The following is a 25,620-nucleotide window of genomic DNA, read 5'->3' on the forward strand; positions in this document are numbered from 1 at the left end:
GAGCCGAGCGGCCGCTCACAGCGCTTCCACATAGTCGATCATGCGCCGGCGCAGCTTCTCGTCCGGCAGGACGCCGCCTGCGGCCTCGAGGTTTTCCCGCACGTGATCGACCCGGGTGGTCGCCGGGATGACGCAGGTGACCGCCGGATGGGAGATGATGAATTTCAAGAGGAACTGCGCCCAGTTGCGTGCGCCCGTCTCTGCGAGCCATTCCGGCAGCGGCTCGTCCTCGATCTGGCGGATCAAATTACCCTCCCGGAACGGCCGGTTGGCAATGACGGCGAGGCCTTTTTCCCGGGCAAGAGGCAGGATGCGCTGCTCGAGCTCGCGATCGAGGATATTGTAGGTCGCCTGGACGAAGTCGATTGGCTGGCTCGCCATGACCTTCTCGATCTCGCGGTGTCTGCGCCCTTCCGATGTCGTGATGCCGACATAGCGCAACTGCCCTGCCGCCTTCATTTCAAGGAGAGCCGGCAGGTGGTCTTCCCAGGAGACGAGATTGTGCACCTGCATGAGGTCAAACTTGTCGACGCCCCAATAGGCGCGCGACACCGCGATCTGCGCGTTTCCCTGTCCCGCATCCGATATCCAGACCTTCTCGGCGGAAAACAGGCGCTCCGGATGGCCGAGCTTACGGAGACCGTAACCGATCGTCGGCTGCGAGGAACTGTACATCGGCGAGGAATCGATCATGCGGCCGCCGCCCTCGAAGAAGGCGGCCATCACCGCGGCGCATTCCTCCATGAGCACCGGGTCGTCGCCGACATTGAAGGTGATCCAGGTGCCGAGACCGACCACCGGGATCGGTTCTCCGCTTGACGGAATCGGCCTCGTGAGAATGCCGGCCGGCTGGCCAACCGCCAGTCGCGGCGCGAACGGCAGCAATGCGCCGATGCCAAGCCCCTGAATGGTCGCGCGCCGAGTAATCTTCATCGGTCGCCCCTTCGCAAAGCCTACTCCTGCATGCTTCCCTAGATCGTAGCCGATTTGAGGACAAAAGCATGCAGCCATTCAAGGTGCGCTGATAAGACGCGGCGCTGTAGCATCGGGCGCATAATGAACCCGCTTGCCACGGCGCTGAAGCCACGAAGTCGTGATCGGTGCAGAGAGCCGACGCTCAGGCGCTTCCGCTGAAGGCGCGTTCGAGCGCGGCGATGTCGAGCTTCACCATGCCGAGCATGGCCTCGGTTGCGCGTTTGGCCCGGTCGCGGTCGGGACTGGACATCATCTCTCCCAGGACGCGCGGTGCGATCTGCCAGGAAAGGCCCCATCGGTCCTTCAGCCAGCCGCATTGTTCGGCTTCGCCGCCATTGGCGAGAAAAGCGTCCCAGATGCGGTCGATTTCATCCTGGCTGTCGCACTCGAGCAGGATCGAGAAGGCGTGGTTGAAGGGATCGAGCGGCCCGGCTTCGAGTGCGATGAAATTCTGGTCCTCCAGCGTGAACTCGATCACCTTGACGCTGCCGGGAGGGCCGCTCGGGGTCTCCGCCGGCACGGCCGTCTCGCCCGAAATGGTGGAGTTCGGGATTGTCGAAACGTAAAAGTCGACGGCGTCGCGGGCTTCCTTGGCAAACCAGAGATGTGAGACGATCTTGGCCATCGAATAAGCTCCTCGAGATGTTCGATTGCCGAAGGACGTTCCGGTTTGCCGGAAGCCGACAGACTGAGCGCAAGAATCTTCGTCTGATCGCCCGTTGCCTCCGCCGGCAAGCTCCGGTTCCGCGGTCAATGGGCGTGGAGAGCCCTGCTACCAGGGCCGCCAGCCGCTCGACCAATAGCGCTCCTTCAATTCGCTCAGGCGATCCTCGATGTCGGAAATGACGTCCTCTACGCGTGAAGTGCGCCGCATGGACCAGGATGGGCGGCTGGTACTTGCCAGGATCAGGCCGACGAGGCCGACGAGCGCAATGGCGGTCCAGGCCGGATGCTCCCTCGCCATCTCTCCGGCCCTGCGGCCGGTGTCCCTGACGGTATTGGCCACGGCCCGACCCGAGGGAATGCCGAGATCGGTGAGGGTGTCTTTCAATGCGTTGACCTGCTCACGAAGCCAGCGGACTTCCTCCTCCATGCTCTTTTGGTTCGGAACGCCAACCGTGCCGGACTTAGTATCGACGACGCCGCGCGGGACAGCCGAACCGATTGGTTTTTCTTGTGCCATTTTGCTGATCCTCCATATCCGGACCGTCAAGTGGTCCCCAGAGGAAACGGCGGCGGGCCGTTGGAGTTCCTTGGATCGGCAGGCGACAGGCATGCAGCGGAGGCCGGCTATTGCCGGCTTGACGTGCAAACGGTCAATCGCGGCTGCCCGGCCTGGGCGCAGCGCCGGGTAATTCGAACAGCAGTTGACATCGGAAAGGCGTTGCGTATTCTACGCGAATTGGTATGACCACTTGGCCACCAGCCGCGAGCGCTCGCGTGGCCTGCAGCGCGAGGATATGATGTTCTCTGCCGTGGAATCGCGCCGCCTGTACAGGCAGGTGGCGGACCAGATGCGAGGACTGATCGAGCGGGGCGAATTGGCCCCGGGCTCGCGGCTTCCGGCCGAGCGGGAGCTCGCGCAGAAGCTGGGCGTCTCGCGCCCGACGGTGCGCGAAGCCCTGATCGTGCTCGAGGTCGAAGGATTCATCGATATCCGCATGGGGTCCGGCATCTACGTCACGGCGCGCAAGGCGCCGGCGGCCGATGTGCCGCCTGAAGATTTCGAAGGACCATTCGAATTGCTGAGGGCCCGGGCGGTCGTCGAATGCGCGATCGCCGAGGAGGCGGCGCGGCTGGCCCGGCCCGAACATATAGAAATCCTCGACGACAATCTGGCGCGCATGGCCGCCGCGCTCGAGGACCGGCGTGAGGCGCTGGCGATCGATCGCGAGTTCCATGTGATCGTCTCGAGCATCATCGCCAACCAGACGCTCAACCGCTTTGTCGGCAGTATCCACGACATGCGCATGACGCCCTATTTCGAGAAGCTCGCCAGCTATTTCGAAAACACCGACACCTGGCGGGCGGCGATGGAGGAGCATCGGGTCATTCGCGATGCGATCGCCGCTGGCGATCCGGCCGCCGCACGGGCCGCGATGCGCGCCCATCTCGATCAATCTCAGCTTCGCCTGTCGGCAAGCTTCGTCGAGGAGCAGTCCGACAGCACGTTACCGGCCGCCTGGAGGCGTGCCGAAGGACAGTAAAGCAGGCAGTGACTTCACTTTGGGAGGAGTAAGAAGATGAAAGTCAGACTGTTAACGCTACTCGGCGCAACCGCGGCCATCCTGGGTTCGGCCTTGGGAGCGCAGGCCCAGACGGCGCTCAAATGGGCGCATGTCTACGAGACCTCGGAGCCGTTCCACACGGAATCAGTTTGGGCCGCCGAGGAGATCGGCAAGCGCAGCGAGGGACGCTACAAGATCGACGTCTTCCCGGCCTCGCAACTCGGCAAGGAAGCGGATATCAACCAGGGTCTGAAACTCGGCACGGTCGATATCATAATTTCCGGCTCGAGCTTCGCGGCGCGCGAATATGCGCCGATCGGCGTCACCTATTTCCCCTACACGTTCCGCGACGCCGCCCATCTGATCGCCTATACCAAAAGCGACGTCTTCAAGCGCCTGGCGGCGGGCTATGAGGAAGCCTCCGGCAACCACATCACCGCCGTCACCTATTACGGTACGCGCCACACCACGTCGAACAAGCCGATCGCCAAATGCGCCGACATGCAGGGGTTGAAGATGCGCGTCCCCGACGTCCCGGCTTATCTCGCCATGCCGCGCGCCTGCGGCGCCAACACGACACCGATCGCCTTCGCCGAGGTCTATCTCGCTCTGCAGAATGGCACGGTCGAGGCCCAGGAGAACCCGCTGACGACCATCGAAGCGAAGAAGTTCTTCGAAGTGCAGAAGCATATCGTGCTGACCGGCCATATCGTCGATCATCTGAACACAGTTGTTTCGAAGAACCTGTGGTCGCAGCTCTCCGATGCCGACAAGCAGATTTTCACCGAGGTGATGCAGGAGGCTGCGGAGCGCGCCACCAAGATCATCGAGGAGCGTGAGAAGGCGCTCGTCTCGACCTTCAAGGAGCGTGGTCTCGACGTGGCCGAAGTCGACAAGGCCGATTTCGAGTCGACCGTCATGGAAAAGGTCGCGCTTGAGGACTTCGGCTACAAGAAGGAGGACTGGGAGGCCATCCGCGCCGTCAAGTGAACCGCCTTTGTCGGCTCGCTGCATGGCGGGCCGACATTCCGTTTCTTAAACGTCGGATGATCGCCATGTCACAGGAAGTCCATCTGCAAGTGACCCCGGAGGAAATCGCCCATTCCTTCGACGAGGCTCCGCCCGCCGCGGATATTTCCAGCTATGCCTTCGAGGACTGGGTGACGCTCGCCGTCTTCTGGGTAATGACGGGATGCGTGTTCCTGCAGTTTTTCACGCGCTACGTCCTCAACGATTCCTATGCCTGGACGGAGGAGATCGCCACAAACTGCCTGATCGCCGTGGTGTTTCTCGGCTCCGTCATGTGCGTGCGCGTCTCCCGCCACATCCAGGTCGACGTGCTCTACCATTATTTCCCGCGGCCGCTGGCGCGGGCGATGGCGATCTTCGTCGATCTGGTGCGCATCGGTTTCTTTGCCTATGCCTGCTGGCTGATGTGGCGCTATGTGGCGATCGTCGCCCATGAGCGCATGGTGACCGTCGATCTGCCGCGCAACATCGTCTTCTACAGCGTCATGGCCGGCTTCGTGATGATGTTCGTCCGCTCGGTTCAGGTGTTCATCGCCAATCAACGCCGCGGCTATTCGGTTCTCGAGAAGCCCGAGGAATTCCAGAAGGTCGAGGACTGATCCATGCTCCTGCTCGTCGGTTCGTTTCTGGTCTTGATGGTGGTCGGCGTCCCGGTTGCCATCTCGATGGCCGTGGCGTCGGTCCTCTATCTTGTCTTCTACAACGTCGCGCCCGACATCATCGCAGCGCAGCGCATGATCGCCGGCGTCGAGAGCTTTCCCCTCTTGGCGGTGCCGTTCTTCATCCTTGCCGGCAACCTGATGAATTCCGCCGGCGTCACCGGCCGCATCTATTCCTTCGCCGTCGCGCTCGTGGGCTGGATGAAGGGCGGGCTGGCGCAGGTCAACATCATCGGCTCGGTGATCTTTTCGGGCATGTCCGGCACGGCGCTCGCCGATGCCGCCGGCATCGGCACGATCGAGATCAAGGCGATGAAGGATCACGGCTATCCGGTGGAAACCGCCGTCGGTGTTACCGCCGCATCGGCGACGCTCGGGCCCATTTTCCCGCCGTCGCTCCCCTTCGTCATCTACGGCATGATGGCCAATGTCTCGATCGGCGCTCTGTTCATGGCCGGCATCGTGCCGGGCGTGGTGATGACGGTGCTGATGATGCTGACGGTCGCGGTTTTCGCCTATCGGCGCGGCTGGGGATCGGACACGCCCTTCGAGATCAGACGGCTGCTTTCTGCTTCGGTCGAAGTGCTCGTCGTGCTTTCGGTGCCGATCGTCATCTATCTCCTGATGTCGGCGGGCTTGTCGATGAACGTCGCCGTCGGCCTGGCGCTTCTCGTGCTTCTGGCGCTCGACTGGTATTTCGATTTCTCGGCAGTCATGGCGCTGATGACGCCGGTGATCCTGATCGGCGGCATGACGATGGGCTGGTTCACCCCCACGGAAGCGGCGGTCGCCGCTGTCCTCTGGTCGCTGTTCCTGGGCCTGGTCCGCTACCGGACGATGACGATGTCGACGCTGGCGCGGGCGACATTCGATACTATCGAGACGACCGCTTCGGTGCTGTTCATCGTCACGGCGGCTTCGATCTTCGCCTGGCTCCTGACGGTCAGCCAGGCGGCCCAACTGCTCTCGGGCGCGATCCTGACGATCACCGACAACAAGTGGGTGTTCCTGATCCTCGTGAACCTCCTGATGCTGTTCGTCGGCTGCTTCCTGGATACGATCGCGGCGATCACCATCCTGGTGCCGATCCTCTTGCCGTTGACGGCGCAATTTGGCATTGATCCGGTGCATTTCGGCCTCATCATGACCCTCAACCTGATGATCGGCCTTCTTCACCCGCCGCTCGGCATGGTGCTCTTCGTGCTCTCTCGGGTGGCCAAGCTCTCGGTCGAGCGGACGACAATGGCGATCTTGCCCTGGCTCCTGCCGCTCTTCATCGCGCTCATCCTGATCACCTTCGTCCCGGCGGTTACGCTATGGCTGCCGGGCGCGGTCGGACTGAGCCGATGATGGCGGGAGGAGTGCGCCATGCGCGAGCCGCCCGGCTTTATGGCCGGCGCGATATTCGGGTGGAGACGGCGGAGGTTGCCGAGCCCGGCGAAGGCGAGGTCCTCCTGAAGATGGCGGCCGGCGGTATTTGCGGTTCTGACCTTCACTACTATCAGGACGGCGGCTTCGGCCCCGTCCGGGTGCAGGAGCCGATCATTCCCGGGCACGAGGCGTCGGGCCATGTCGCGGCGCGCGGTGCAGGGATCTCAGGACTTGCAGTCGGCGAACTGGTGGCGGTGAACCCGAGTAAGCCATGCGGCACCTGCCGCTTCTGCCGCGAAGGACTCGCGATCCATTGCCTGAATATGCATTTCATGGGCAGCGCCATGCGCTTGCCTCACGCGCAGGGCATGTTTCGCGACTGGCTCATTGTCCCTGCCGGCCAGTGTTTTCCGGCCGGCAGGCTAGTCAGCCCCGGCGAAGCCGCCTGTGCCGAGCCGCTGGCGGTCTCCCTGCACGCGGTGGGGCAGGCCGGAGATCTCACCGGCAAGCAGGTGCTCGTCACCGGGGCCGGGCCGATCGGTGCGCTTGTCGCCGCGGCCGCCCGTCATTCGGGGGCGGAAACGATCGTGGTCACCGACCTCGCCGATCCGGCACTCGCGCGGGCCGAAGCTATGGGCGCGACGCGGGTTGTCAACATTCGTCGCGATCGGGCGGGTCTGGCCGAGTACGAGACCGACAAGGGCCAGTTCGACGTCGTCTTCGAGTGCTCGGCCGCCGAGCCGGCGCTGCGCGGCGCGATCGCTGCGGTCAGGCCGCGTGGGCTGATCGTGCAGGTCGGGGTGACCGGCGACATCACCCTGCCGCTCAACGCGCTGGTCGGCAAGGAGCTGCGGTGGTTCGGGTCGCAGCGGTTCGACGATGAATTCGCCCGGGCCGTCGCGCTCATCGCCGAGCGCAGGATCGATGTTCGGCCAATCATCTCGCATGCCTTTCCGGTCGATCAGGCGGTGCAGGCCTTCGAACAGGCCGGCGACCGATCGTCCGCCTGCAAGGTGCAGCTGACATTCATGGTCTGAATTGAATACGGGAAGCGGGCGGAAGACCGCTCGGAAGGAGTTGGAAATGCGACATACATGGCGTTGGTTCGGGCCGGTGGACCGGGTGAGCGTCCAGGACGCGGCGCAGGCCGGCGCGCAAGGGATTGTCACCGCGCTGCATCACATCCCGACCGGGGATGTCTGGCCGGTGGGCGAGATCGAGAAGCGCCAGCAGGAGGTTCGCAACGGCGGCCTCGAATGGGAGGTGGTGGAGAGCGTTCCGGTATCCGAAAGCATCAAGACGCAGACGGGGCCCTGGCGCGATCATCTCGCCAACTGGCAGGAGACACTGCGCCGCCTTTCGGCGGCAGGCATCCGGACCGTCTGCTACAATTTCATGCCGGTGCTCGATTGGACGCGCACCGATCTGCGCTGGACCGCCCGTCACGGCGCCAAGGCCATGCGCTTTGACCGGATCGACTTCGTTGCCTTCGACCTCTATCTGCTACAGCGGCCGGGGGCTGCCGAAGACTACGACGCGGAGACGCGCGAGGCGGCGGAACGGCGCTTTCGCGCGATGACCGAGGAGCGCCGGCTTGGCCTCTCCCGCAACATCGGCGCGGGGCTTCCGGGCTCAGCCGACGGCTACAGCCTGCCTCAGCTTCGCGAGCACTTGCAGACCTATGCCGGTATCGGCCGCGACAAACTGCAGCGCCACCTCGTCGAATTCCTTGCCGAAGTGACGCCGGTCGCCGAGCGGGTCGGCATCAATATCTGCGCCCATCCGGACGATCCGCCGTGGCCGCTGCTCGGCCTGCCGCGCATTCTCTCGACCGCCGAGGACTATGCCTTCATGCTCAAGGAGGTTGACAGCCCGGCGAACGGTGTCACCTTCTGCACCGGCTCGCTCGGGGCTCGCGCCGCCAACGACTTGCCGGCGATGGTGAGCCAGTTCGCTCCGCGCATCCATTTCATTCATCTCCGCAATGTTCGCCGGGAGGAGGAGCGGACGCCGTGCTCCTTCTACGAGGACGAGCATCTGGAAGGCCACACCGACATGGTGGCGGTGATCGCCGAACTGCTCACCGAGGAGAAACGCCGTCGCGCCGCCGGACGGGCGGATCACCAGATCCCGATGCGGCCGGATCACGGCCAGGAGATTCTCGACGACATCACCCGCGGCGCCCAGCCGGGCTACCCGGCGATCGGCCGGCTGAAGGGGCTCGCGGAACTGCGCGGCATCGAACGGGCCCTGTCGCACGCCACCTATGGGCTGTCATGATCAGGGAATGGCAGTCTGGGTCGGCGGCTGCCTGGCGAACAGCCGTTTGATACCTGCGGCAAGAGCCTCCATGTAGAGGTAGATCACCGGCGTCACGAACAGCGTCAGCGGCTGCGAGACGAGCAGGCCGCCGACGACGGCAACGCCGAGCGGCTGGCGCAATTCGGCGCTGGCGCCGCTGCCGAGCGCGATCGGCAGCGTGCCCATGAGCGCGGCCAACGACGTCATCAGGATCGGGCGGAACCGCATCAGGCACGCCCGGTGGATCGCCTCTTCGGCCGGCAGTCCGTCGCGCTGCAGCGAGAGCGCCACGTCGATCATCATGATCGCATTCTTCTTGACGATGCCAATCAGCATCAGCAGCCCGATGACCGCGATGATCGACAGGTCGAAGCCGCCGAGGCTGATCGCGACAAGCGCGCCGGAGGCCGCCGATGGCAGGCCGGAGAGGATCGTCAGCGGGTGGATGACGCTCTCATAGAGAATTCCGAGCACGATATAGATCGTCAGGATCGCGCCGAGGATCAGCCAGGCTTGGTTGGACACGGCATCCTGGAATAGTTGGGCGGTGCCGTAGAAACGGGTCGTGACGTCGGCCGGCATGCCGATCTCGGCCTTCAGGCGGCCGATCTCTTCGACGCTGTTGCCGAGAGCCACGCCGGTCGGCAGGTTGTAGGAGATCGTCACGGCCGGCAACTGCCCGAGCTGGTTGACCGTCAGCGGCCCAGGAACCGTGTCGACCCGGGCAAAGGCACCGAGCGGCACCAGCCTGTTGTTTGCGGCCGGCACCTGCAGTTCGGCAAGCGAGGCGGCGGACCAGCTTTTTGCCGGATCGACTTCCATGATCACCTCGTAGCTGTCGCCGGAGGTGTAGATGGTCGAGATCTGTTCCGAGCCGAAGCCGCCATAGAGCGTCGAGCGCAGCACGTCCGTCGAAATGCCGAGTGCCGCGGCCTTGTCGCGGTCGACGACGAGGCGTGCCTCCGGGGCATTGTTCTCGAGGTCGGTGCTGACATCAGTGAAGAAGGCCCGGTCGTCCCGCATCGCCCCCGTCAGCTTGTCCGCCCACTGGTTCATAGCCGCCTGGTCGAGACCCTGGACGACGAGCTGGTACTGGCTGGCGGAGCTGCGCGCACCGACGGAGAGGTTCTGCACCGGCGAGATGTAGGCCCTGATGCCAGCGAGGTTGGCGAGTGCCGGACGCAATTTTGCAAGCACCTCGGGCAGCGCCGGTCGTTCGGTCTTCGGCTTCAATTCGACGAAGAGCCTGCCGGAGTTCAAGGCCAAGGAGCCTGCCCCGCCCGAGCCGATCGAGCTTGCCACATGCGCGACATAGGGCGAGCGCGCGAAGATGTCTTCGACCTTGGCCTGCAGCGCCGACATGGCGGCGAAGGAAATATCCGTCCGTGCCTGCGTCGTCACCTGAAGCTCGCCGATGTCCTCCTGCGGGAAGAAGCCCTTCGGTGTGGCACTGACCTGATAGACCGTCACGCCGATGCTCGCCAAGAACAGGAGGAGGACGGCGAACTTCGCACGGAGGCACAGGGTGAGCAGCCGCTCATAGCCGCGAAGCAGCGCATCGAATCCGCGCTCGAGCAGCGCGCCGACCCCGTGCCTGTCGTCCGGATCGGCGGACTTTTCGGGGAGGCGCGCCGCCAGCATCGGCGTCAGCGTCAAGGAGACGAATGCGGAGGCGAGGATCGAAATGGTGACGACGATGGCGAACTCGTTGAAGATCTTGCCGATCACGCCGCCCATCAAGAGGACCGGAATGAAGACCGCTACCAGAGAGAGCGAGATCGCGATAATGGTGAAACCGATCTCCGTTGAGGCGGCGATCGCCGCCTCAACGGCGTTCTGTCCCGTCTCCTCCATATGCCGGACGATGTTCTCCAGCATGACGATGGCATCGTCGACGACGAGGCCAACCGAGAGCGTCAGCGCCATCAGGGAAATGTTGTCGATCGAGAATCCCAGCGCATACATTACCGCGAATGTGGCGATGATCGAGATCGGCACGGCCAGCGCCGGAATGAGCGTCGCCCACAGGCGGCGCACGAAGATGAAGATCACCAGGATCACCAGCCCGATCGTCAGGCCCAGTGTGAATTCGACGTCGTAGACGGCACCCCGGACAGAGACGGAGCGGTCGTTGAGCGTCTCCAGAGACGCTCCCGCCGGCAGGGACTGGCGGAACGTCGGCAGCATCGCCTTGACCTTGTCGACGACGGCCACCGTATTGGCATCGGGCTGGCGCTGAACGGCGAGGATGATCGCTCGCGAGCCGTCATGCCAGCTTGCGGTCTGGGTGTTGGCGACGGAGTCGATGACCTTGGTAACGTCCCCGAGCCGAACCGCCTTGCCGTCGGCCGTCTTGACGATCAGCTTGGAAAATCCGGCTGCATTCTGCAATTGCGTGTCGGCAACGATCGTCATCTGCCGCCCGGTCGATTGCACCGTCCCGAGCGGCGAATTGTCGTTCGCCGCGGCGATGGCGGCCTGCAGCTCGGCGAGCGAAATGCCGCGCGCGGCAAGCGCGTTTGGGTCGATTTCGATGCGTACCGCGAACTGCTGGCTGCCGAAGATCGAGACTTCCGCCACGCCCCCGAGAGTCGAAAGCGACGGCGAGATCACCTGCTGGGCAAAGGCATCGAGCTTTGTGAGCGGCACCGTATCGCTCTTCAGGGCAAGGAGCAGCACCGGCGCGTCGGCCGGATTGACCTTGCGGAAGCTCGGCGGCGAGGGCATGTCCTGCGGCAGCGTCCGCAGCGTACGGGTAATCGCCGCCTGGACGTCGGCCGCCGCTGCATCGATATCGCGGTCGAGCGCGAACTGGATGGAGATCGAGGTCGCACCGAGGGAATTGTTCGTCGATACGCTGTCGATCCCCGCGATGGTGTTGAATTGCTTGATGAGCGGGGTTGCGACCGAGGTCGCCATCGTCTCGGGCGAGGCGCCCGGCAGCGACGCGGAGACGTTGATGACCGGAAAGTCGGTCCGCGGCAGGGCCGCAACGGGCAGCGCCGCATAGGCGAAGAGACCGGCAAAGACGAGCGCCAGCGACATCAGCAGCGTTGCGACGGGACGGCGGATGCAGAATTCGCAAATCGACATGACCCTTTTCCATGACTTGCCGGCTGGAGCATTTGCAGACAGCTGGGATCACCTGAAGCCGCACAGATGCGGCAAAAACAAACGAATAGAGCGGCGCGAACGTTGGGCGTCCCGCTCTACTGGACGACGCGTGCCTTGTCGCCTGCCTTGAGATGCAACTGACCTTCGGTCACGACCCGGTCGCCGGCGGAGAGCCCCGAGCGGATCGCGGCGTCCTGTCCGTTGTTGGCGGCGACGACGACCGGGCGGAGTTCGACAGTGTCGTCGGCGTTCAGCCGGTAGACGAAATCCCCTTTCTGGCCGGCCTGGACGGCGACGGCGGGAATGACGGGCGTCTTCGAAAGCGTCGTCTCTTCGATATCGACGTCGACATACTGGCCCGGCCAGAGCTTCTCTTCGGCATTGTCGAACTTGGCGCGCATCAGCACCGTCCCCGTCGCCGTATCGACGGCGGAATCGATGAAATCCAGGACGCCCGTGCCGATGACCTCGCGGGTGCCGCTGAGCCGCGCCGTGACCCGAGGCGGGGCGCCTGACAGAAGCCGGTTCTTGAAGGCCTGCAGATGGTTCTCGGGCAAATGAAAGGCGACTTCGATCGGATCGATGGCGGTAATGGTGACGAGGCTCGTTCCCGAGGTGCTGTTGCCGACGAGATCGCCGATCGTGACCTCAACCGCACCGAGGCGGCCGCCGATCGGGGCGCGAATGCGCGTCAGGTCGATCGACACCTTGTCCGCTTCCACCGCCGCCTGGTCGGCCGCGACCGTGGCCTTGGCCGATTGCTGTGCCGAGAGCGCGCTGTCATAGGCCTGCTGCGTGCCGGTGTTGTCGTCGCGCAAGGTCCTCGCCCGGTCGAGCTCGATCGCGGCGTCGGCAAGCAGCGCCGTGTCCTTCGCCAAGATCGCTTCATCACGGCTGAGGTCGGCCTGCAGGGCGCGGTCGTCGAGCGAAAACAGGAGGTCGCCCGCCCTGACCGTCTGCCCGTCCTTGACGTGAATGCCGACGATCTGGCTCGATATGCGCGCCTTGACTTCGACGGTCTCCGGCGCCTGCACATTGGCGAAGGTGCTGATGACGACGGGAAAGTCTTGCTGCTCGACTTGCGTAACCTGGACTGCGGTGGCCTGAGAAGAGGCGCCGTGGGCAGCCTTGTCGGTTCTTCCGGCCACACCGTCCGCGTGGGCATCGGCCGCGTCGAACAACGCCAAACCGGGGACCTTCGTAACAAGGGGCGCAATGGCAATTCCGGCAAGCATTGAGCCCAAAGCAATCGCAGCAATGACGACCCGGCTGGACATAGGACGCGCTCCTCGCAAGAGCATCGGGGCCGCCCGGGGCCGCCGATCTTGCCACCAGCATCTAGAAGAAGCGGGGGGCGCGTCCAGTGTTATTTCAATAGGTTACGAAGATTTAATCCGGCCTGCGCAGGGGTCGGCGAGTTCGGAGCCAGCCATGGCTTGGATATTTTGCTCATCGGGCCGATTGGCCTCGATCTCCAGCTTTTGAGCGGCGCGACGCAGGTGCTGCCATTCCTTTTCAAAACGCAGGAACACTTCGGTCGACATAAACCTCGGCTGCATATGATCTCCTCACGCTGCGACTTGAACACGCAGGCCGCGATTTTGGTTCCCCAGCCATCTTCGGATGCGGCCGATCATTGCTGACGACGCCGGAGGCGCACCTTAGCCGCAGGTCCCGATCAAATAGGTGAACCGCGCAGCTGCTGATCGGTTATACTGCGGGGTCCACCTATCGCCCCTCGAACTGGAGAGGCCGCCGCGCAGCTGGCTGCGAAACGGCGGCCTCAGGCAGTACGCCACAGAACCAATTCCACTCCTGCAGCAGGCACCCGTCAAGGTTTAGCGATTAGTTAATTCGAGCTACAGGTTACATCGGCCAGGGAGGTAAAGATGTCCGTAGGGACCCTGAAATCTCGCCGATGAGGCGGGACGTGCCGTCGTTAGATGGACTGCAAGGTCCAGGACGTGGCCGCGAGAATGAGGCCGATTGTCAGCACAATGCCGATGCCGTATTTCATCATCTTCATGCGGCGCGTGCGTTCGCCGGTCCAGTCGTAGCTCATCATGCGCTCCGAGCGATATTGCGCTTCGACCCGGAAAATTGAACCGAATTTGTTAATAAAACGGAAACCGAGGGTTTTCCACAGTCGTCTGCCCTTACGATGAAAGCCAAACGTCGAATGCTTACAGTCCGTCTGAGCGCAGATAAGTATAAGTTTAATAAAAAGTTCTGAAAGCTGCTGATTGAACAGATCAATAGTCTGCTTACGGCAGCTTCTCGCTACCTCTACCTTCGGAACGGCTCCTTTTGAATAATTTACCATCATTGGAAAAACCTTACGCGGGTTAACGCTTGCTCTCGGCATTCCGTCTATACACTCAGCTCAGATTGCGGGCTTCAGAGTGAATCTCAGATGTGTGGTTTTAGCGGCTATTTTGGCTCGATACGGGATGGAAGGGCGCTTCTCGAAACGATGACGGCCGCGATCGCGCATCGGGGACCGGACGAGCAGGGCATTTTCACCGCTCCCGAAGTCGGTCTCGGCCATGTGCGGCTCTCCATCGTCGGGCTCGGCGACGGCCAGCAGCCGATGTCGGATGCGAGCGGCGAACTGACGATCGCCTTCAACGGTGAAATCTTCAACTATGTGGAATTGAGGGACGAGCTTCGCGCCAGGGGGCGCCGTTTCCGCACCTCGAGCGACACCGAGGTCATCCTGCACCTCTATGAGGAGATGGGCGAGGCGTGCGTCTCGCTGCTCAATGGCGATTTCGCCTTCGCGATCTGGGATGCCCGCCGCCGCCGGATGATGCTGGCGCGCGACCGCATGGGGGTGCGCCCGCTCTTCTACACCGCGCATGCCGGCACATTTTATTTCGCCTCCGAGGTCAAGGCGCTCCTGAAGGTGCCGGGCATCTCGGCGGAGATCGATCCGATCGCGCTCGACCAGATATTCACCCTCTGGGCGCCGATCGCGCCCCGCACGCCTTTTCGCAATATCCTAGAGCTCGAACCGGCCCACCTGATGGTCGTTGAAGAGCGCGGCGTCACGACCAGACCCTATTGGCAGCTTCAATACCCGGACCGGGATCAGCCAGCTGGCTACGTTGACGCAAGGAGTGCCGCCGAGGAACTGCGGTCTATCTTGACCGACGCGACCCGCATCCGCATGCGGGCCGACGTACCCGTCGGCGCCTATCTCTCCGGCGGCCTCGATTCCTCGGTCGTCTCGGCTCTCGCGGCCGGCATGGCACCACAGGGGCTTCGGACCTTCTCCGTTACCTTCGACAGTGCCGAGCATGACGAGAGTGCCTTCCAGCTGGAAATGGCTGCGGCGCTCGGGACCGAGCACCATGCGATCGCCTGCCGCGAGGGCGACATCGCCAGGGTCTTTCCGGAGGTCATCCGCTTCACCGAAAGACCGATCATCCGCACGGCACCGGCGCCGCTCTATCAATTGTCCGGACTGGTGCGGGAGGCGGGCCTCAAGGTCGTGCTCACCGGCGAAGGAGCCGACGAGGTATTTGCCGGCTACGATATCTTCAAGGAAGCCCGGGTGCGTCGTTTCTGCGGCCGCCAGCCAGGCTCGCGCATCCGGCCACATCTCTTCCGCAAACTCTATCCCTATCTGCCGGGCCTCAAGCAGCAGTCGCCGGAATATCTCGCCGCCTTTTTCGGCGCCAGCGACGAGCGGCTCGACGATCCGCTCTTTTCGCATCGACCGCGCTTTAAGGGAACTGCCGCGACGAAACTGTTCTTCTCCGCCGACCTGCGCAGCCAATTGGGGGACTACGACGCCGCTGCCGAGCTTGTCGGCCGGCTGCCGCAGGATTTCGGTCGATGGCACCCGCTGCACCAGGCGCAATATCTCGAAAGCCGCTTCCTGCTGCCCGGCTACATCCTCTCCAGCCAGGGCGACCGCATGGCAATGGCCCGCGGGGTGGAGGGCCGCTTCCCCTTCCTGGACCATCGGCTCGTCGAATTCGCCGCGACGCTGCCGCCGGAGATGAAACTTAAAGGCCTGACGGAAAAGCACATCCTGCGCGAGGCGACGAAGGATCTGCTGCCGCCTGCGATCGGCAGGCGGGTGAAGCAGCCCTACCGCGCGCCCGACAGCCACTCCTTCACCGGCGCCGGCGCACGCGACTATGTTCGCGGCGCCCTCAGCGCGGAAGCGATTAGCGAAGGCGGCCTGTTCAATGCCGCGGCGGTGGCGAAGCTCTACGAAAAGTGCCGCTCGCGCCCGGCCTCGGGCTTCCGCGACAACGCCGCCTTCGTCGGCATCCTGTCGACGCAGCTGTGGCTGCGGACATTCACGGGGACCGGCTTCCGCAAGGCGGAAGCGGCCTGAAACGAAAGCAGTGAAAGGAAACCACATGACGCAGACGATCAAGGAGAAGGTCAGGACCTTCATCATCGATAATTTTCTCTTCGGCGACACCTCCTACGAACTCGGCGATACCGCGTCGCTGATCGAGAACGACGTCGTCGATTCGACCGGCATCCTGGAGCTCGTCGCCTTCATCGAGGACCAGTTCGGGATCGCGATGACGGACGCCGATATCGTCCCGGCGAACCTCGATTCGCTGGCGCGAATTGCGGCCTTCATCGAGGTGAAAGCAGTGCCGGTCACGGCGTAAGCGGCGGCGGGGCGGGGGCACTACGAAGATGAGGTTCGAGCAATTCCTCACCAGGAACGCCGCGGCGCACGGGGCAAAGACGGCCCTGGTCACCGACCGTAAGCGGTTGAGCTACAGGGAACTGGACGATCTTTCGTCGCGGCTTGCCGCCGCGCTCGCAGCGAGCGGCGTTAATGCCAACGACCGTGTTCTGGTCTTCATGGACAATTGCTGGGAAGCGGCCGTGGCGATCTTCGCGATCCTCAAGGCCGGCGCGACCTTCAGCCCGATCAACGCCTCCACCAAGGCCGACAAGCTCGCCTATATCATCGCCGATTGCGAGGCGGCGGCGATCCTGACGCAGGCGAAGCTGATGCCGGTCGTCACTGAGGCGCGCGCGTTTTCTGCCGCCAGGCCGCTTTTCGTCGCCTCGACCGCCGCGCCCGGCGGCAGCACGCCCGAGGGCGCGGCCTCCTTCGAAGAGTCCCTGACGGCCGAGCCCTTGCGCGTGCTTCACGGTGGCATCGACGTCGATCTTGCCATGCTGATCTACACGTCCGGTTCGACCGGCCGTCCCAAGGGCGTGATGATGACGCATCGCAATATCGATGCGGCGTCGGAATCGATCACCACCTATTTGCGCAACACGCCGGACGACATCATCCTGAACGTCCTGCCGCTTGCCTTCGACTATGGCCTCTATCAGCTGCTGATGACGATCCGGCTCGGCGCCACGCTCGTCCTCGAAAAGTCCTTCGCCTTCCCGCAGGCGATCTTCGAGCGAATTCGCGCCGAAGGCGTCACTGGTTTCCCGCTGGTTCCGACGATGGCCGCGATGATCCTGCAGATGCGCGACCTCGAGCCCGGCTTCCTGCCGAGCTTACGCTATATCTCCAATACCGCCGCAGCTTTGCCGCCGGCGCACATCGCCCGCCTGCGCGAGCTTTTCCCGTCGGCGCGGCTCTATTCAATGTACGGCCTGACGGAGTGCAAGCGCTGCACCTATCTGCCGCCGGACGAACTCGATCGCCGGCCGGGTTCGGTCGGAATCGCGATTCCGAACACCGAAGCCTTCGTGGTCGACGACGACGGCAAGCGCGCGCCGCCGGGCGTTCCGGGTGAACTGGTGATCCGCGGGCCCCACGTCATGCAAGGCTACTGGCGTAACGAGGCAGCCACCGAACGCATGCTGCGCCCGGGTCCGAACCCGTGGGAAAGGGTGCTCTATACGGGCGACCTCTTCCGCACCGACGATGAGGGCTTCCTTTATTTCGTCGGCCGCAAGGACGACATCATCAAGACGCGCGGCGAGAAGGTGGCGCCGAAGGAGGTCGAGACCGTTTTGCACGCCCATCCGGGGGTCGCCGAGGCGGTCGTCATCGCCGTGCCCGACCCGGTGCTCGGGGCTGCGATCGGCGCTCTCGTCGTCCGCTCCGACGCGGCGCTCACCGAGAAGGACATCATCCGCCACTGCGCCCGTCACCTCGAGGATTTCATGGTGCCGAAGATCGTCGAATTCCGCACCGAGCTGCCGAAGACGGACACGGGCAAGGTGAGCCGCAGGCTGGCGGCCGAGACATTGGAGGCAGCAGAATGAACATCCGCCCCGATCAGGAGACGTTCGTCTTCTCCGCCGACAGCTTGAAGATCGACGACGCCACGGAGACCGAACGCATCGTCTCGGGCTTGCGCGCGCAATTGCGCGGCATGCGCAAGCGCGGGCTGGTGCTCGGGCTTTCGGGAGGCATCGATTCGAGTGTTTCGGTCGCGCTGGCCGTACGCGCCGTCGGCGCCAAGAATGTCTTCTGCCTGTTCATGCCGGAAAACGATTCCGATCCTGAAAGCCTCCGGCTCGGCCGGCTGGTGGCCGAGACCTTCGGCGTCGAAGCGGTCGTCGAAGATATCGGGCCGACGCTTGCTGCCATGGGTTGCTACGCGCGCCGCGACGCCTTCATCCGGGAACTCGTGCCGGATTACGGGCCGGGCTGGGCGTCGAAAATAGTCATCGCCAATGCGCTCGAAGGCGAAGGCTACAACATTTCCTCGCTGGTGGTTCAGGACCCCGAGGGCAAGCGGACAAAGCTACGCATGCCGCCCTCCGTCTATCTCGGCATCGTCGCCGCCACCAACATGAAGCAGCGCACCCGCAAGCAGCTAGAATATTACCACGCCGACCGGCTGAACTTCGCCGTGCTCGGCACGCCGAACCGGCTCGAATACGACCAGGGCTTCTTTGTCAAGAACGGCGACGGCGCGGCCGACGTCAAGCCGATCGCCCATCTCTACAAGTCGCAGGTCTATGCGCTTGCCGCTCATCTCGGCGTTCCGGAGGAAATCCGCCGCCGGCCGCCCACCACCGACACCTATTCGCTCGAACAGACGCAGGAAGAATTCTATTTCTCGCTGCCCTACGACCGGATGGATCTCTGCCTCTACGGCCTCAACACCGGCCTCACCGCCGAAGAGGTCGGCCGCGCCGCAAATCTCTCCGCAGCGCAGGTCGAGCGCGTCTGGGCGGACATTGTCGCAAAGCGCAAGGCGACTCGCTTTTTGCATCTCGGACCGCAGCTCGTGCAGCCCGTTGCGGAAATCGGCGAGTGAAGCGGCGCGCGGGGCGCCCTATTCGCCCCGGCAGCCTCTCTGAACGGGCCCTCTGACATTCCCCCGGCGGTTCGCTGCCGATGCGTATTTTTTCAAGTTAGCGCTGCTATTTCAAAGTTTACGTTCTGCAAGGCGATCGACGCGCGATCGCCCGCTCAGCGGCATGTCTGGGATATTTTTCGTCCGGTCTCAACTAATCTCCAGCCCCGGGCAGGCTAGGGGAATTAACCATTTGTTAACCGTGACTCGCCTACATCTGAGGCAACGAAAAATTAACGTAGATGACCAAAGTGCTAACAGACACCCGCTCGATCCGCATCAAGGGCCGCTCGTTCCTGGCACTGGTGCTTTCACCGGAGCCGCCGCTCGATGCCTGGCTCACCCGCCTCGACGATTTGGCCTCGCGCTCCGCCGGGTTCTTCCTGGGGCGGCCGGTCGTTCTCGACGTCGCCGACCTCGAAATCGACCGGGCCGAGCTCAAGAAACTGATCGACGAGCTCGGCAAGCGCAATGTCCGGATCATGGGCATCGAAGGCGGCCGCCCGTCGCTCTTCGAGCCCGGCATGCCGCCGGCGATGAAGGGCGGTCGCCCGGCTCCGGATATCGAGATTCCGGCCGAGTCGAGTACCGAATCGGCTGGTGCGGCGCCGGCCACGGCCGTGGCGCCGAGCGTCCAGGTGGAGCCGCAGGCGGCGCGGGCGATCTCGTCGATCGTCATCCGCGAGCCGGTGCGCTCCGGCCAGTCGGTGATCTTCCCGGAAGGCGACGTGACCGTGGTCGGATCGGTCGCCTCGGGTGCGGAAATCATCGCCGGGGGCTCGGTGCATGTCTACGGGACGCTGAGGGGTCGGGCGCTCGCCGGTTCGGTGGGCAACGCCTCGGCGCGAATCTTCTGCCGCCGGCTCGAAGCCGAGCTGCTGGCAATCGATGGCGTCTACAAGACGGCGGAAGACATGGCACCCAATCTTCGCGGACAGGCGGTTCAGCTCTGGCTGGAAGGCCATTCGATCATGGCAGAGAGACTTAACTGAGCCGATGACCGGCCAGCATACAGGAGCGGGAAGATGGCGAAAGTAATCGTTGTTACATCGGGTAAGGGTGGCGTCGGCAAGACGACATCGACCGCCGCGCTTGGCGCGGCGCTGGCGCAGAGGAACGAAAAGACGGTTGTCGTCGACTTCGACGTCGGCCTGCGCAATCTCGACCTCGTCATGGGCGCCGAGCGGAGGGTCGTCTACGACCTCGTCAACGTCATCCAGGGCGACGCCAAGCTGCCGCAGGCGCTGATCCGCGACAAGCGCCTCGACACGCTCTTCCTGTTGCCAGCCTCGCAGACCCGCGACAAGGACAGCCTGACGCCGGAGGGCGTCGAGAAGGTGATGGCCGAGCTCAAGAAGCATTTCGACTGGATCATCTGCGACAGCCCGGCCGGGATCGAGCGCGGCGCGACGCTTGCCATGCGGCACGCCGACATCGCCGTCATCGTCACCAATCCGGAAGTCTCGTCGGTGCGCGACTCCGATCGCATCATCGGCCTTCTCGATGCCAAGACCGAACGGGCCGAGCGCGGTGAGCGGGTGGAAAAGCACCTGCTGCTGACGCGCTATGACCAGGCCCGCGCCGAGCGCGGCGACATGCTGAAGGTCGACGATGTCCTCGAGATCCTGTCGATCCCGCTGGTCGGCATCGTGCCCGAAAGCACCGACGTCCTTAAGGCATCCAACCTCGGCGCGCCGGTTACGCTGGCTGACAGCCGAAGCGCTCCGGCGCTCGCCTATCTCGACGCCGCTCGCCGGATTGCCGGCGAAACGGTGCCGATGATCATTCCGGGCGAGAAGCGCGGGTTTCTTGGTAAATTGTTCGGACGGAGGGCAGCATGAGCATATTCCGTTTCTTCAGCAAACAGACCTCGGCGCCGACGGCGCGCGAGCGTCTGCAGGTCCTGCTCGCGCATGAACGCGCCTCGGTCGGGCACTCGGATCTCGTGGCGAAACTTCGCGAAGAGATCCTCGCCGTCATCGCCAAGCATGTGCAGCTGGACGGCGACAAGGTCACCGTCAAGATGGACCGCGGCGAAAACGTCTCGACGCTGGAAGTCGACATCGAAATCCCGCTGAACGCGGTGCGCGCGGCCTGAAGCGGAGGCGCGATCTTTACGAACCGTCGAAGGAGCCGCCGATCAGGCGGCTCCAATGCTCTCCGGCAAGGCCATTGACGAAGCCCTGCGCGTGGCGGAAGGCGTCGACGAGTTCCTCGTCGCGGGAATGGACGACGGTCGAGGCCGCGTGGACGAAGCCGATGCGGCGACCCATCATCGCTTCGAGAAGCGCCGGTTGGGTGCGACCGCGCAGCGCCGCGGCGCCCCGGGCGGCGGCATGATCGATCAGGCAGTCGAGGACGGGACCTGCCTGGCCGGGCATGGCGAGCAGCTGCAGGACACGGGCGGTCCCGCCTGGCTTCATATGGTAGAAGAACGCCCCGACCGGAGCGCCGGTGCGCGTCTTGACGGCAGCGAAGTGCGGCGCGCCGAAGTCGGGCTTCTCCGTTGCGTTCCGCAGGATGTGGTTGAACTGGCCTTCGGTCCAGGCGGGCTGCACGGCAAAGTGCCCAGTCAACGGTGCGAAAAGTTCGGCAAAGGACCCGGCATCGATGTCGGCGACCTGAAACATCGCCGGAACACTGGCCTCCTTCGGAACCGCCGACCAACGCAGATCGCCGCGAGGCATTTTTCCGCGAAAGCGCTCGTCGAAGGCCCGTGCCAGGGGGCGAAGCGCGCGAACCGGCCCGATCCGGCCGGAGAGAAGCTCGACCGCAAAGCTCGCCGGGCGAAGGACGCGGACCCAGTCGAGGCTGTATTGCGGCAGCACGATGCCGCGCAGCCGCGTCCACATCTGCGTCGAGGTTTCGCTTGCCGTCTCGCTGAAGGAGAGGTCCTGCGGCCCGGCCAGAAAGGCCTTCAAGAGCCGGGCGCCGGCCATCGGGTCGCTCTCGCGGCCCTCGACCATCAGCGCGCCGCAGATGGCGGCGCGCAGCTGCCGGTCCTTGTAGCTCATCGGCAGCGCGTTAACGCCGACGAAGCCGGAAATCCGGCCGCCGTCATTGACGTGGACGAGCGGCGCGACCTCTGGATCATACCCGGGCGCTTCCAGGTAAAGGTGGCGAAGATAGTCGACGAGCGCCGGCGGCGCAGCCTGGTCGCTGTGGCGGAAGATCCTTTGGAAGAGCCCGGCAACGGCCGGAATGTCGGCGGTCGTGAGCGGACGAATGTCGCTCATCGCGCCGGTCCCTCCTTCAACCTGCGCACGATGGCGACCCGCGCCTTGCCGTGCGCATCGTGGGCGAAGCTCACGGCTTCATAGGCCTTGGCCCGGGCGATGAGGGCTGCGGCCTGCCGGTCCTGCCCCTCGCCGAACTCGAAGAGGAGCCAGCCGCCCGGTTTCAGGAAGGCGGCGGCCTCGCGGATCAGCCGCTGGTGGATGGAAATGCCGTAGGGCCCGCCGTCGAAGGCCTCGCGCGGCTCGCTCTCGAGGAGGTGGGCGCTATCGCCGGTGAGACGCGACGTCGATATATAGGGCGGATTGCAGACGATCATGTCGACCCGGCCTTCTAGGCCGGCTCCGTCGAGCGCGGCAAAAAGGTCACCCTGGCGGATCAGCACGCGCTCTTGAAGCGACAGGCGCTCGGCATTGCGGCGCGCGAGTGCGACGGTGCTGTCGGTCAGGTCCGCCCCCCAGACCCGCGCAAGCGGAACGGCAGCGGCGATCCCGAGGGCGAGATTGCCGGAGCCGCAGCACATGTCGATGACCGTCACCGGTTCCGTCGGGCCGGCAAGCCGCGCAACGGCGTTCCGCCCGAGCAACTCCGTCTCCTCCCGAGGCACGAGCACGTCGGGGGCGAGTTCGAGTTCGATGTCCATGAAGCGGACGAGTCGAGGCGAATGGCGGTCCGCCAGCTCGGCGCCGGGAAGATAGTCGCGCTTCAGCACGAACGCTCCTTCGGGATGTTTTTCGGGTCCGCGGAGACTAGCACATTCGGGTAAACGGAAGCTGAAAATACAATTGACGGGCGTATGTTAACCCCCCAATCATCTCTGTTCTCTAGTCTGCGGCTGGGAACCGGCGGATGGATTGCGGCAAGGGACGGCCTTTGCGACGCTGAATCCAGTGCGCAAGATCGACAGGGCAGGTCGGATGTCTTCGGAAGGCTTAACGGAATCGCGTGGCTACAAGCCCTTCCTGCCGATGATCCTGTCCTATGTGGCGTCCGGCGGCAGCCTCGTCCTCGGATCCGCGGCGCAACTTGTCACCTTCGCGATCCTCGCCCGCTTTCTTGGCGTCGACGAGTTCAGCGTCTTCGTCGCCATCACCGCCGTCGCCAGCATCGCTGTCCATCTCTGCGGACTGGGCGCGATGGAATCCCTCGTGCGGCGCGTCGCGCGGGATCGCGCGATCTATCCCGAGATGCTCGGCCACAACATTCTGCTCACGGCCGCAAGCGGGCTAGTCCTCGTTCTTGCCGGCGCCGTAACGCTGCCGTTCTTCTTTGCGCTGTCGGCCGATGCGGTCACCAATTTCCTGGTGATTGCGCTGATGCTCGTTACCAACATCGTGCTCGTCCGGATCATCGTTCTCGCAGAACAGATCTTCATTGCCCATTCTGATTTCGCCTCCGCCAACAAGGTGGTGGTCGGCTTTGCCGCGGCGCGCACCGTGGCGGCGGCGCTCGCCTGCCTGGCCTTCGGCGTTTCGACGGTGGCATCCTGGGCCGTCTGGCAATTTGTCTGCCATGTTCTGGTCGCCGTCACCTGTCTCCGGGCGATCAAGGGGCTCGGTAAACCGCGCTACCGTATCGTGCGGGAGGAACTGCCGCAGGGTCTTTATTTCAGCATTCCATTCATCCTGCGTGCCCTGCGGCAGAATGCCGACCTCCTCGTCCTGAGCCTCGTCACCACCGCCGAGATCGTCTCGAGTTATAGCGTCGCACGGCGGATGCTCGAGAGCAGCTTCCTGTCAGTTGAGGCGCTGAACCGTCTCATCTATCCAGGGTCGGCGCGGATGACGACATCGGGACTGCATCACGCCTTGCAGCGGGTGCTGCGCGTCCTTGCCGCCGCATCGGTCATCGGCCTGGCAGCGGCGCTGACGGTCTTCGTGCTGGCTCCGGTCCTGCCTTACCTTTTCGGACACGACTATGTGTCGCTCGTCGGCTTCGTGCGCGGCCTCGCATGGGTCGTCATACCGCTCGCCGTCTGGTCGGTGGCCGTGGAGGCGCTCGGGGCCTCCGGCTACCACGCCGCCCGCGCCGCTGTCATGGGACTTGGAAGCATCGTTGGGGCCGGGATCGCCGCGGCGGCGAGCTGGTACTCCCCGCCTACCGGCACCTTCGTCTCCTTCTATGTCATCGAGATCGCCATGGTCGTTGCTGCATGGAGCGTTTTCCTGCGCCTCGTACGCCGCGACCGGGAGCGGGCAACTCGCGAATTTCAGGCGGGACCAGCGCATGGGAGTTGAGTTGCGGAAGATTGTGCCGCATCCGGCGAGCATCGCCGAACCGCCGTGCCCCGGCACGCGGGCGATGACGCGCACCGATATCCCCACGATCGCGCGATTGTTCAACAGGGTCTTCCGCAACCGTGAGGGCGCGGCGGGCGAGGACCTGTGCCGCTACATCGAGACCGTTTTCTTTGGAAGCCCGTTCTATGCCTCCGAACAGGGCAGCATCGTGCACGACAATGGCAGCGGCGACGTCGACAGCGCCATTCTTTCCCTGCCTATGGAATTCGATGCCAATGGTCGCCGGCTGGTGGCACGCCTTCTCTGCGCCTTCATGGTCGATGGCAAAGCCGGCGCGGCCGGCGCGGCGCGGCTTGCCCGCAGCGTGCGCGCGGCTCGCCAGGATCTGTGCTTTTCCGACAGTTCTTCTCCCGTCAGCGCCGATCACTGCGTTGCCGGCGGGGGCGTCATCCTGCCGATCCAGAGCCTCGAATGGCAGCGCTTCTTCCGGCCGCTCGCTGCGGCTGCCGTTCTGGCCGGCCGGCGCATTCCGATTCTCAGGACGCCTCTGGTCGTTGGCGCACTGCGGTTGATCGATGGCGCGATTCGCCGTCGGGGGCCGTCGTCGGTACCTCCGGCGGCGCCGGGATGCCGGGTGCAGACGGCAAATCCCGATGAATTTCTCTGTTGCGCCGCACCGATGCTCGAGCGGTTTTCGGTTCGCCCCGCCTGGTCGAAATCCGAGTTCGATTGGCTCGTCGACGTCGCCTCGATGAACAGGAATCTCGGCGCGTTTCAGTGCCGGAAAGTGCTGCGCGAAGATGGCCGCACGATCGGGGCTTTCCTGTTCTTCGGAAGGTCTAAAGGCATGGCCAGTGTGCTGAACGTGATCTGCGACGAAGGCTGCGAAGCCGATGTCACCGCGGCAATGTTCGGCAGCCTCGACGCGGAAGGCTATGCGGTTGCGACCGGCATGGCGCAGCCGTTCCTAATGAATGCGATTTCGCGCCAGCGGTGGTTGTGCTTCCGCCACCGGGGCTATTTCTGCATGGTCACCCGGCACGCCGACATCAAGGAAGCGGCGCTCAGCGGCGACATCTATATCGGCGGCCTCGCGTCGGAAAGCTGGAGCCGTTTGCTGACCGATTTCTGAGGCCGCGAAAGTTACCGGCCGCATGCAAGTCTTAACCGAATATTCACTCTGCACTCCTAATTCTTAGCAGCAGATCTT

24 protein-coding genes are annotated in these 25,620 nt (G+C 64.0%); 15 read left to right on the forward strand and 9 right to left on the reverse strand.

The genetic code is table 11. The features are described 5' to 3' along the window. Positions 1 to 15 precede the first annotated feature (15 nt). The 3 genes from SS05631_RS21715 to SS05631_RS21725 form a co-directional block, all read right to left on the reverse strand. Positions 16 to 933 (reverse strand): aldo/keto reductase, encoded by a 918-nt coding sequence (locus tag SS05631_RS21715; RefSeq protein WP_037419157.1) that lies wholly within the window; start codon positions 931 to 933, stop codon positions 16 to 18. A 184-nt stretch (positions 934 to 1,117) separates the two neighbouring features. Continuing rightward, the gene (locus SS05631_RS21720; RefSeq protein WP_037419160.1) at positions 1,118 to 1,600 is read right to left on the reverse strand and encodes a VOC family protein; all 483 of its coding nucleotides are present in this window, start codon (positions 1,598 to 1,600) and stop codon (positions 1,118 to 1,120) included. Positions 1,601 to 1,747: 147 nt separating this feature from the next. After that, the gene (locus tag SS05631_RS21725) at positions 1,748 to 2,158 is read right to left on the reverse strand and encodes a hypothetical protein (protein ID WP_037419165.1); all 411 of its coding nucleotides are present in this window, start codon (positions 2,156 to 2,158) and stop codon (positions 1,748 to 1,750) included. Between the two features lie 277 nt (positions 2,159 to 2,435). Between SS05631_RS21725 and SS05631_RS21730 the strand changes: the two genes are divergently transcribed. The 6 genes from SS05631_RS21730 (at position 2,436) to uxuA (ending at position 8,542) form a co-directional block, all read left to right on the forward strand. Beyond that, complete coding sequence (locus tag SS05631_RS21730) at positions 2,436 to 3,182, forward strand: FadR/GntR family transcriptional regulator (RefSeq protein WP_244412163.1); 747 nt, start codon at positions 2,436 to 2,438, stop codon at positions 3,180 to 3,182. Positions 3,183 to 3,218: 36 nt separating this feature from the next. Next, positions 3,219 to 4,193, forward strand: coding sequence for a sialic acid TRAP transporter substrate-binding protein SiaP (locus SS05631_RS21735; protein WP_037419168.1), 975 nt, complete (start codon positions 3,219 to 3,221; stop codon positions 4,191 to 4,193). Between the two features lie 65 nt (positions 4,194 to 4,258). Continuing rightward, a complete protein-coding gene (locus tag SS05631_RS21740) occupies positions 4,259 to 4,831 on the forward strand; it encodes a TRAP transporter small permease (protein WP_037419220.1) in 573 nt (190 codons plus the stop codon). 3 nt (positions 4,832 to 4,834) lie between these two features. Further along, entirely contained in the window at positions 4,835 to 6,241 is a 1,407-nt protein-coding gene (locus tag SS05631_RS21745; RefSeq protein WP_037419171.1) for a TRAP transporter large permease, read from the forward strand. After that, complete coding sequence (locus SS05631_RS21750) at positions 6,238 to 7,299, forward strand: L-idonate 5-dehydrogenase (protein ID WP_162109110.1); 1,062 nt, start codon at positions 6,238 to 6,240, stop codon at positions 7,297 to 7,299. Before SS05631_RS21745 ends, SS05631_RS21750 begins: the two co-directional genes overlap by 4 nt. A 46-nt stretch (positions 7,300 to 7,345) precedes the next feature. After that, complete coding sequence (gene uxuA / locus SS05631_RS21755) at positions 7,346 to 8,542, forward strand: mannonate dehydratase (protein WP_037419177.1); 1,197 nt, start codon at positions 7,346 to 7,348, stop codon at positions 8,540 to 8,542. On the opposite strand, the gene SS05631_RS21760 is transcribed toward uxuA, so the two are convergent. The 4 genes from SS05631_RS21760 to SS05631_RS31700 all read right to left on the reverse strand — a co-directional run bounded on the left by SS05631_RS21760 (position 8,543) and on the right by SS05631_RS31700 (position 14,003). Continuing rightward, entirely contained in the window at positions 8,543 to 11,656 is a 3,114-nt protein-coding gene (locus tag SS05631_RS21760; RefSeq protein ID WP_037419180.1) for an efflux RND transporter permease subunit, read from the reverse strand. It abuts the gene before it with no gap. 116 nt (positions 11,657 to 11,772) lie between these two features. Then, a complete protein-coding gene (locus SS05631_RS21765) occupies positions 11,773 to 12,954 on the reverse strand; it encodes an efflux RND transporter periplasmic adaptor subunit (RefSeq protein WP_037419183.1) in 1,182 nt (393 codons plus the stop codon). 102 nt (positions 12,955 to 13,056) lie between these two features. Then, positions 13,057 to 13,236 (reverse strand): hypothetical protein, encoded by a 180-nt coding sequence (locus tag SS05631_RS21770; RefSeq protein ID WP_037419186.1) that lies wholly within the window; start codon positions 13,234 to 13,236, stop codon positions 13,057 to 13,059. A gap of 380 nt (positions 13,237 to 13,616) precedes the next feature. Next, positions 13,617 to 14,003, reverse strand: a complete 387-nt coding sequence (locus tag SS05631_RS31700) for a hypothetical protein (RefSeq protein WP_162109108.1) — start codon at positions 14,001 to 14,003, stop codon at positions 13,617 to 13,619. An 87-nt stretch (positions 14,004 to 14,090) separates the two neighbouring features. Here SS05631_RS31700 and asnB point away from each other — a divergent pair, with 87 nt between their 5' ends. The 7 genes from asnB (at position 14,091) to minE (ending at position 21,034) form a co-directional block, all read left to right on the forward strand. Continuing rightward, positions 14,091 to 16,028, forward strand: a complete 1,938-nt coding sequence (gene asnB, locus SS05631_RS21780) for an asparagine synthase (glutamine-hydrolyzing) (RefSeq protein WP_037419189.1) — start codon at positions 14,091 to 14,093, stop codon at positions 16,026 to 16,028. A 25-nt stretch (positions 16,029 to 16,053) separates the two neighbouring features. After that, positions 16,054 to 16,317 (forward strand): acyl carrier protein, encoded by a 264-nt coding sequence (locus tag SS05631_RS21785; RefSeq protein WP_037419192.1) that lies wholly within the window; start codon positions 16,054 to 16,056, stop codon positions 16,315 to 16,317. Positions 16,318 to 16,345: 28 nt separating this feature from the next. After that, complete coding sequence (locus SS05631_RS21790) at positions 16,346 to 17,893, forward strand: AMP-binding protein (protein ID WP_037419195.1); 1,548 nt, start codon at positions 16,346 to 16,348, stop codon at positions 17,891 to 17,893. Continuing rightward, positions 17,890 to 18,897 (forward strand): NAD(+) synthase, encoded by a 1,008-nt coding sequence (gene nadE, locus SS05631_RS21795; protein WP_037419198.1) that lies wholly within the window; start codon positions 17,890 to 17,892, stop codon positions 18,895 to 18,897. The genes SS05631_RS21790 and nadE overlap by 4 nt, the downstream gene beginning before the upstream one ends. A 281-nt stretch (positions 18,898 to 19,178) precedes the next feature. Then, positions 19,179 to 19,928: a septum site-determining protein MinC gene (minC, locus tag SS05631_RS21800; protein WP_037419201.1), complete on the forward strand. Its 750-nt coding sequence runs from the start codon at positions 19,179 to 19,181 to the stop codon at positions 19,926 to 19,928. Between the two features lie 33 nt (positions 19,929 to 19,961). Beyond that, positions 19,962 to 20,777 (forward strand): septum site-determining protein MinD, encoded by an 816-nt coding sequence (minD, locus tag SS05631_RS21805; protein ID WP_037419204.1) that lies wholly within the window; start codon positions 19,962 to 19,964, stop codon positions 20,775 to 20,777. Then, a complete protein-coding gene (minE, locus tag SS05631_RS21810) occupies positions 20,774 to 21,034 on the forward strand; it encodes a cell division topological specificity factor MinE (protein ID WP_037419207.1) in 261 nt (86 codons plus the stop codon). The genes minD and minE overlap by 4 nt, the downstream gene beginning before the upstream one ends. A gap of 16 nt (positions 21,035 to 21,050) precedes the next feature. Here minE and SS05631_RS21815 read toward each other — a convergent pair whose 3' ends face one another. Then, the gene (locus SS05631_RS21815; protein ID WP_037419209.1) at positions 21,051 to 22,172 is read right to left on the reverse strand and encodes a hypothetical protein; all 1,122 of its coding nucleotides are present in this window, start codon (positions 22,170 to 22,172) and stop codon (positions 21,051 to 21,053) included. Further along, entirely contained in the window at positions 22,169 to 22,813 is a 645-nt protein-coding gene (locus SS05631_RS21820; protein ID WP_234819757.1) for a class I SAM-dependent methyltransferase, read from the reverse strand. Before SS05631_RS21820 ends, SS05631_RS21815 begins: the two co-directional genes overlap by 4 nt. Before the next feature lie 274 nt (positions 22,814 to 23,087). Here SS05631_RS21820 and SS05631_RS21825 point away from each other — a divergent pair, with 274 nt between their 5' ends. Beyond that, complete coding sequence (locus tag SS05631_RS21825) at positions 23,088 to 24,407, forward strand: lipopolysaccharide biosynthesis protein (protein WP_037419222.1); 1,320 nt, start codon at positions 23,088 to 23,090, stop codon at positions 24,405 to 24,407. Between the two features lie 64 nt (positions 24,408 to 24,471). Continuing rightward, the gene (locus SS05631_RS21830; RefSeq protein ID WP_234828255.1) at positions 24,472 to 25,542 is read left to right on the forward strand and encodes a GNAT family N-acetyltransferase; all 1,071 of its coding nucleotides are present in this window, start codon (positions 24,472 to 24,474) and stop codon (positions 25,540 to 25,542) included. Positions 25,543 to 25,620: the final 78 nt, after the last annotated feature.

The organism is Sinorhizobium sp. CCBAU 05631, assembly GCF_002288505.1.
In the GTDB taxonomy this organism is placed as follows: Bacteria; Pseudomonadota; Alphaproteobacteria; order Rhizobiales; family Rhizobiaceae; genus Sinorhizobium; species Sinorhizobium fredii_C.

Excerpts from the sequence above, each read along its gene's own strand:
- SS05631_RS21830 (WP_234828255.1), top strand. The coding sequence starts at position 24,472 with ATGACGCGCACCGATATCCCCACGATCGCGCGATTGTTCAACAGGGTC.
- minE (WP_037419207.1), top strand. The coding sequence starts at position 20,774 with ATGAGCATATTCCGTTTCTTCAGCAAACAGACCTCGGCGCCGACGGCG.
- minC (WP_037419201.1), top strand. The coding sequence starts at position 19,179 with ATGACCAAAGTGCTAACAGACACCCGCTCGATCCGCATCAAGGGCCGC.
- SS05631_RS21825 (WP_037419222.1), top strand. The coding sequence starts at position 23,088 with ATGTCTTCGGAAGGCTTAACGGAATCGCGTGGCTACAAGCCCTTCCTG.
- nadE (WP_037419198.1), top strand. The coding sequence starts at position 17,890 with ATGAACATCCGCCCCGATCAGGAGACGTTCGTCTTCTCCGCCGACAGC.
- SS05631_RS21715 (WP_037419157.1), bottom strand. The coding sequence starts at position 933 with ATGAAGATTACTCGGCGCGCGACCATTCAGGGGCTTGGCATCGGCGCA.
- SS05631_RS21750 (WP_162109110.1), top strand. The coding sequence starts at position 6,238 with ATGATGGCGGGAGGAGTGCGCCATGCGCGAGCCGCCCGGCTTTATGGC.
- minD (WP_037419204.1), top strand. The coding sequence starts at position 19,962 with ATGGCGAAAGTAATCGTTGTTACATCGGGTAAGGGTGGCGTCGGCAAG.
- SS05631_RS21785 (WP_037419192.1), top strand. The coding sequence starts at position 16,054 with ATGACGCAGACGATCAAGGAGAAGGTCAGGACCTTCATCATCGATAAT.
- SS05631_RS21760 (WP_037419180.1), bottom strand. The coding sequence starts at position 11,656 with ATGTCGATTTGCGAATTCTGCATCCGCCGTCCCGTCGCAACGCTGCTG.
- asnB (WP_037419189.1), top strand. The coding sequence starts at position 14,091 with ATGTGTGGTTTTAGCGGCTATTTTGGCTCGATACGGGATGGAAGGGCG.
- SS05631_RS21745 (WP_037419171.1), top strand. The coding sequence starts at position 4,835 with ATGCTCCTGCTCGTCGGTTCGTTTCTGGTCTTGATGGTGGTCGGCGTC.
- SS05631_RS21765 (WP_037419183.1), bottom strand. The coding sequence starts at position 12,954 with ATGTCCAGCCGGGTCGTCATTGCTGCGATTGCTTTGGGCTCAATGCTT.
- SS05631_RS21820 (WP_234819757.1), bottom strand. The coding sequence starts at position 22,813 with ATGGACATCGAACTCGAACTCGCCCCCGACGTGCTCGTGCCTCGGGAG.
- SS05631_RS21720 (WP_037419160.1), bottom strand. The coding sequence starts at position 1,600 with ATGGCCAAGATCGTCTCACATCTCTGGTTTGCCAAGGAAGCCCGCGAC.
- SS05631_RS21730 (WP_244412163.1), top strand. The coding sequence starts at position 2,436 with ATGATGTTCTCTGCCGTGGAATCGCGCCGCCTGTACAGGCAGGTGGCG.
- SS05631_RS21735 (WP_037419168.1), top strand. The coding sequence starts at position 3,219 with ATGAAAGTCAGACTGTTAACGCTACTCGGCGCAACCGCGGCCATCCTG.
- SS05631_RS21790 (WP_037419195.1), top strand. The coding sequence starts at position 16,346 with ATGAGGTTCGAGCAATTCCTCACCAGGAACGCCGCGGCGCACGGGGCA.
- SS05631_RS21740 (WP_037419220.1), top strand. The coding sequence starts at position 4,259 with ATGTCACAGGAAGTCCATCTGCAAGTGACCCCGGAGGAAATCGCCCAT.
- SS05631_RS21725 (WP_037419165.1), bottom strand. The coding sequence starts at position 2,158 with ATGGCACAAGAAAAACCAATCGGTTCGGCTGTCCCGCGCGGCGTCGTC.
- SS05631_RS21770 (WP_037419186.1), bottom strand. The coding sequence starts at position 13,236 with ATGCAGCCGAGGTTTATGTCGACCGAAGTGTTCCTGCGTTTTGAAAAG.
- SS05631_RS21815 (WP_037419209.1), bottom strand. The coding sequence starts at position 22,172 with ATGAGCGACATTCGTCCGCTCACGACCGCCGACATTCCGGCCGTTGCC.
- uxuA (WP_037419177.1), top strand. The coding sequence starts at position 7,346 with ATGCGACATACATGGCGTTGGTTCGGGCCGGTGGACCGGGTGAGCGTC.
- SS05631_RS31700 (WP_162109108.1), bottom strand. The coding sequence starts at position 14,003 with ATGATGGTAAATTATTCAAAAGGAGCCGTTCCGAAGGTAGAGGTAGCG.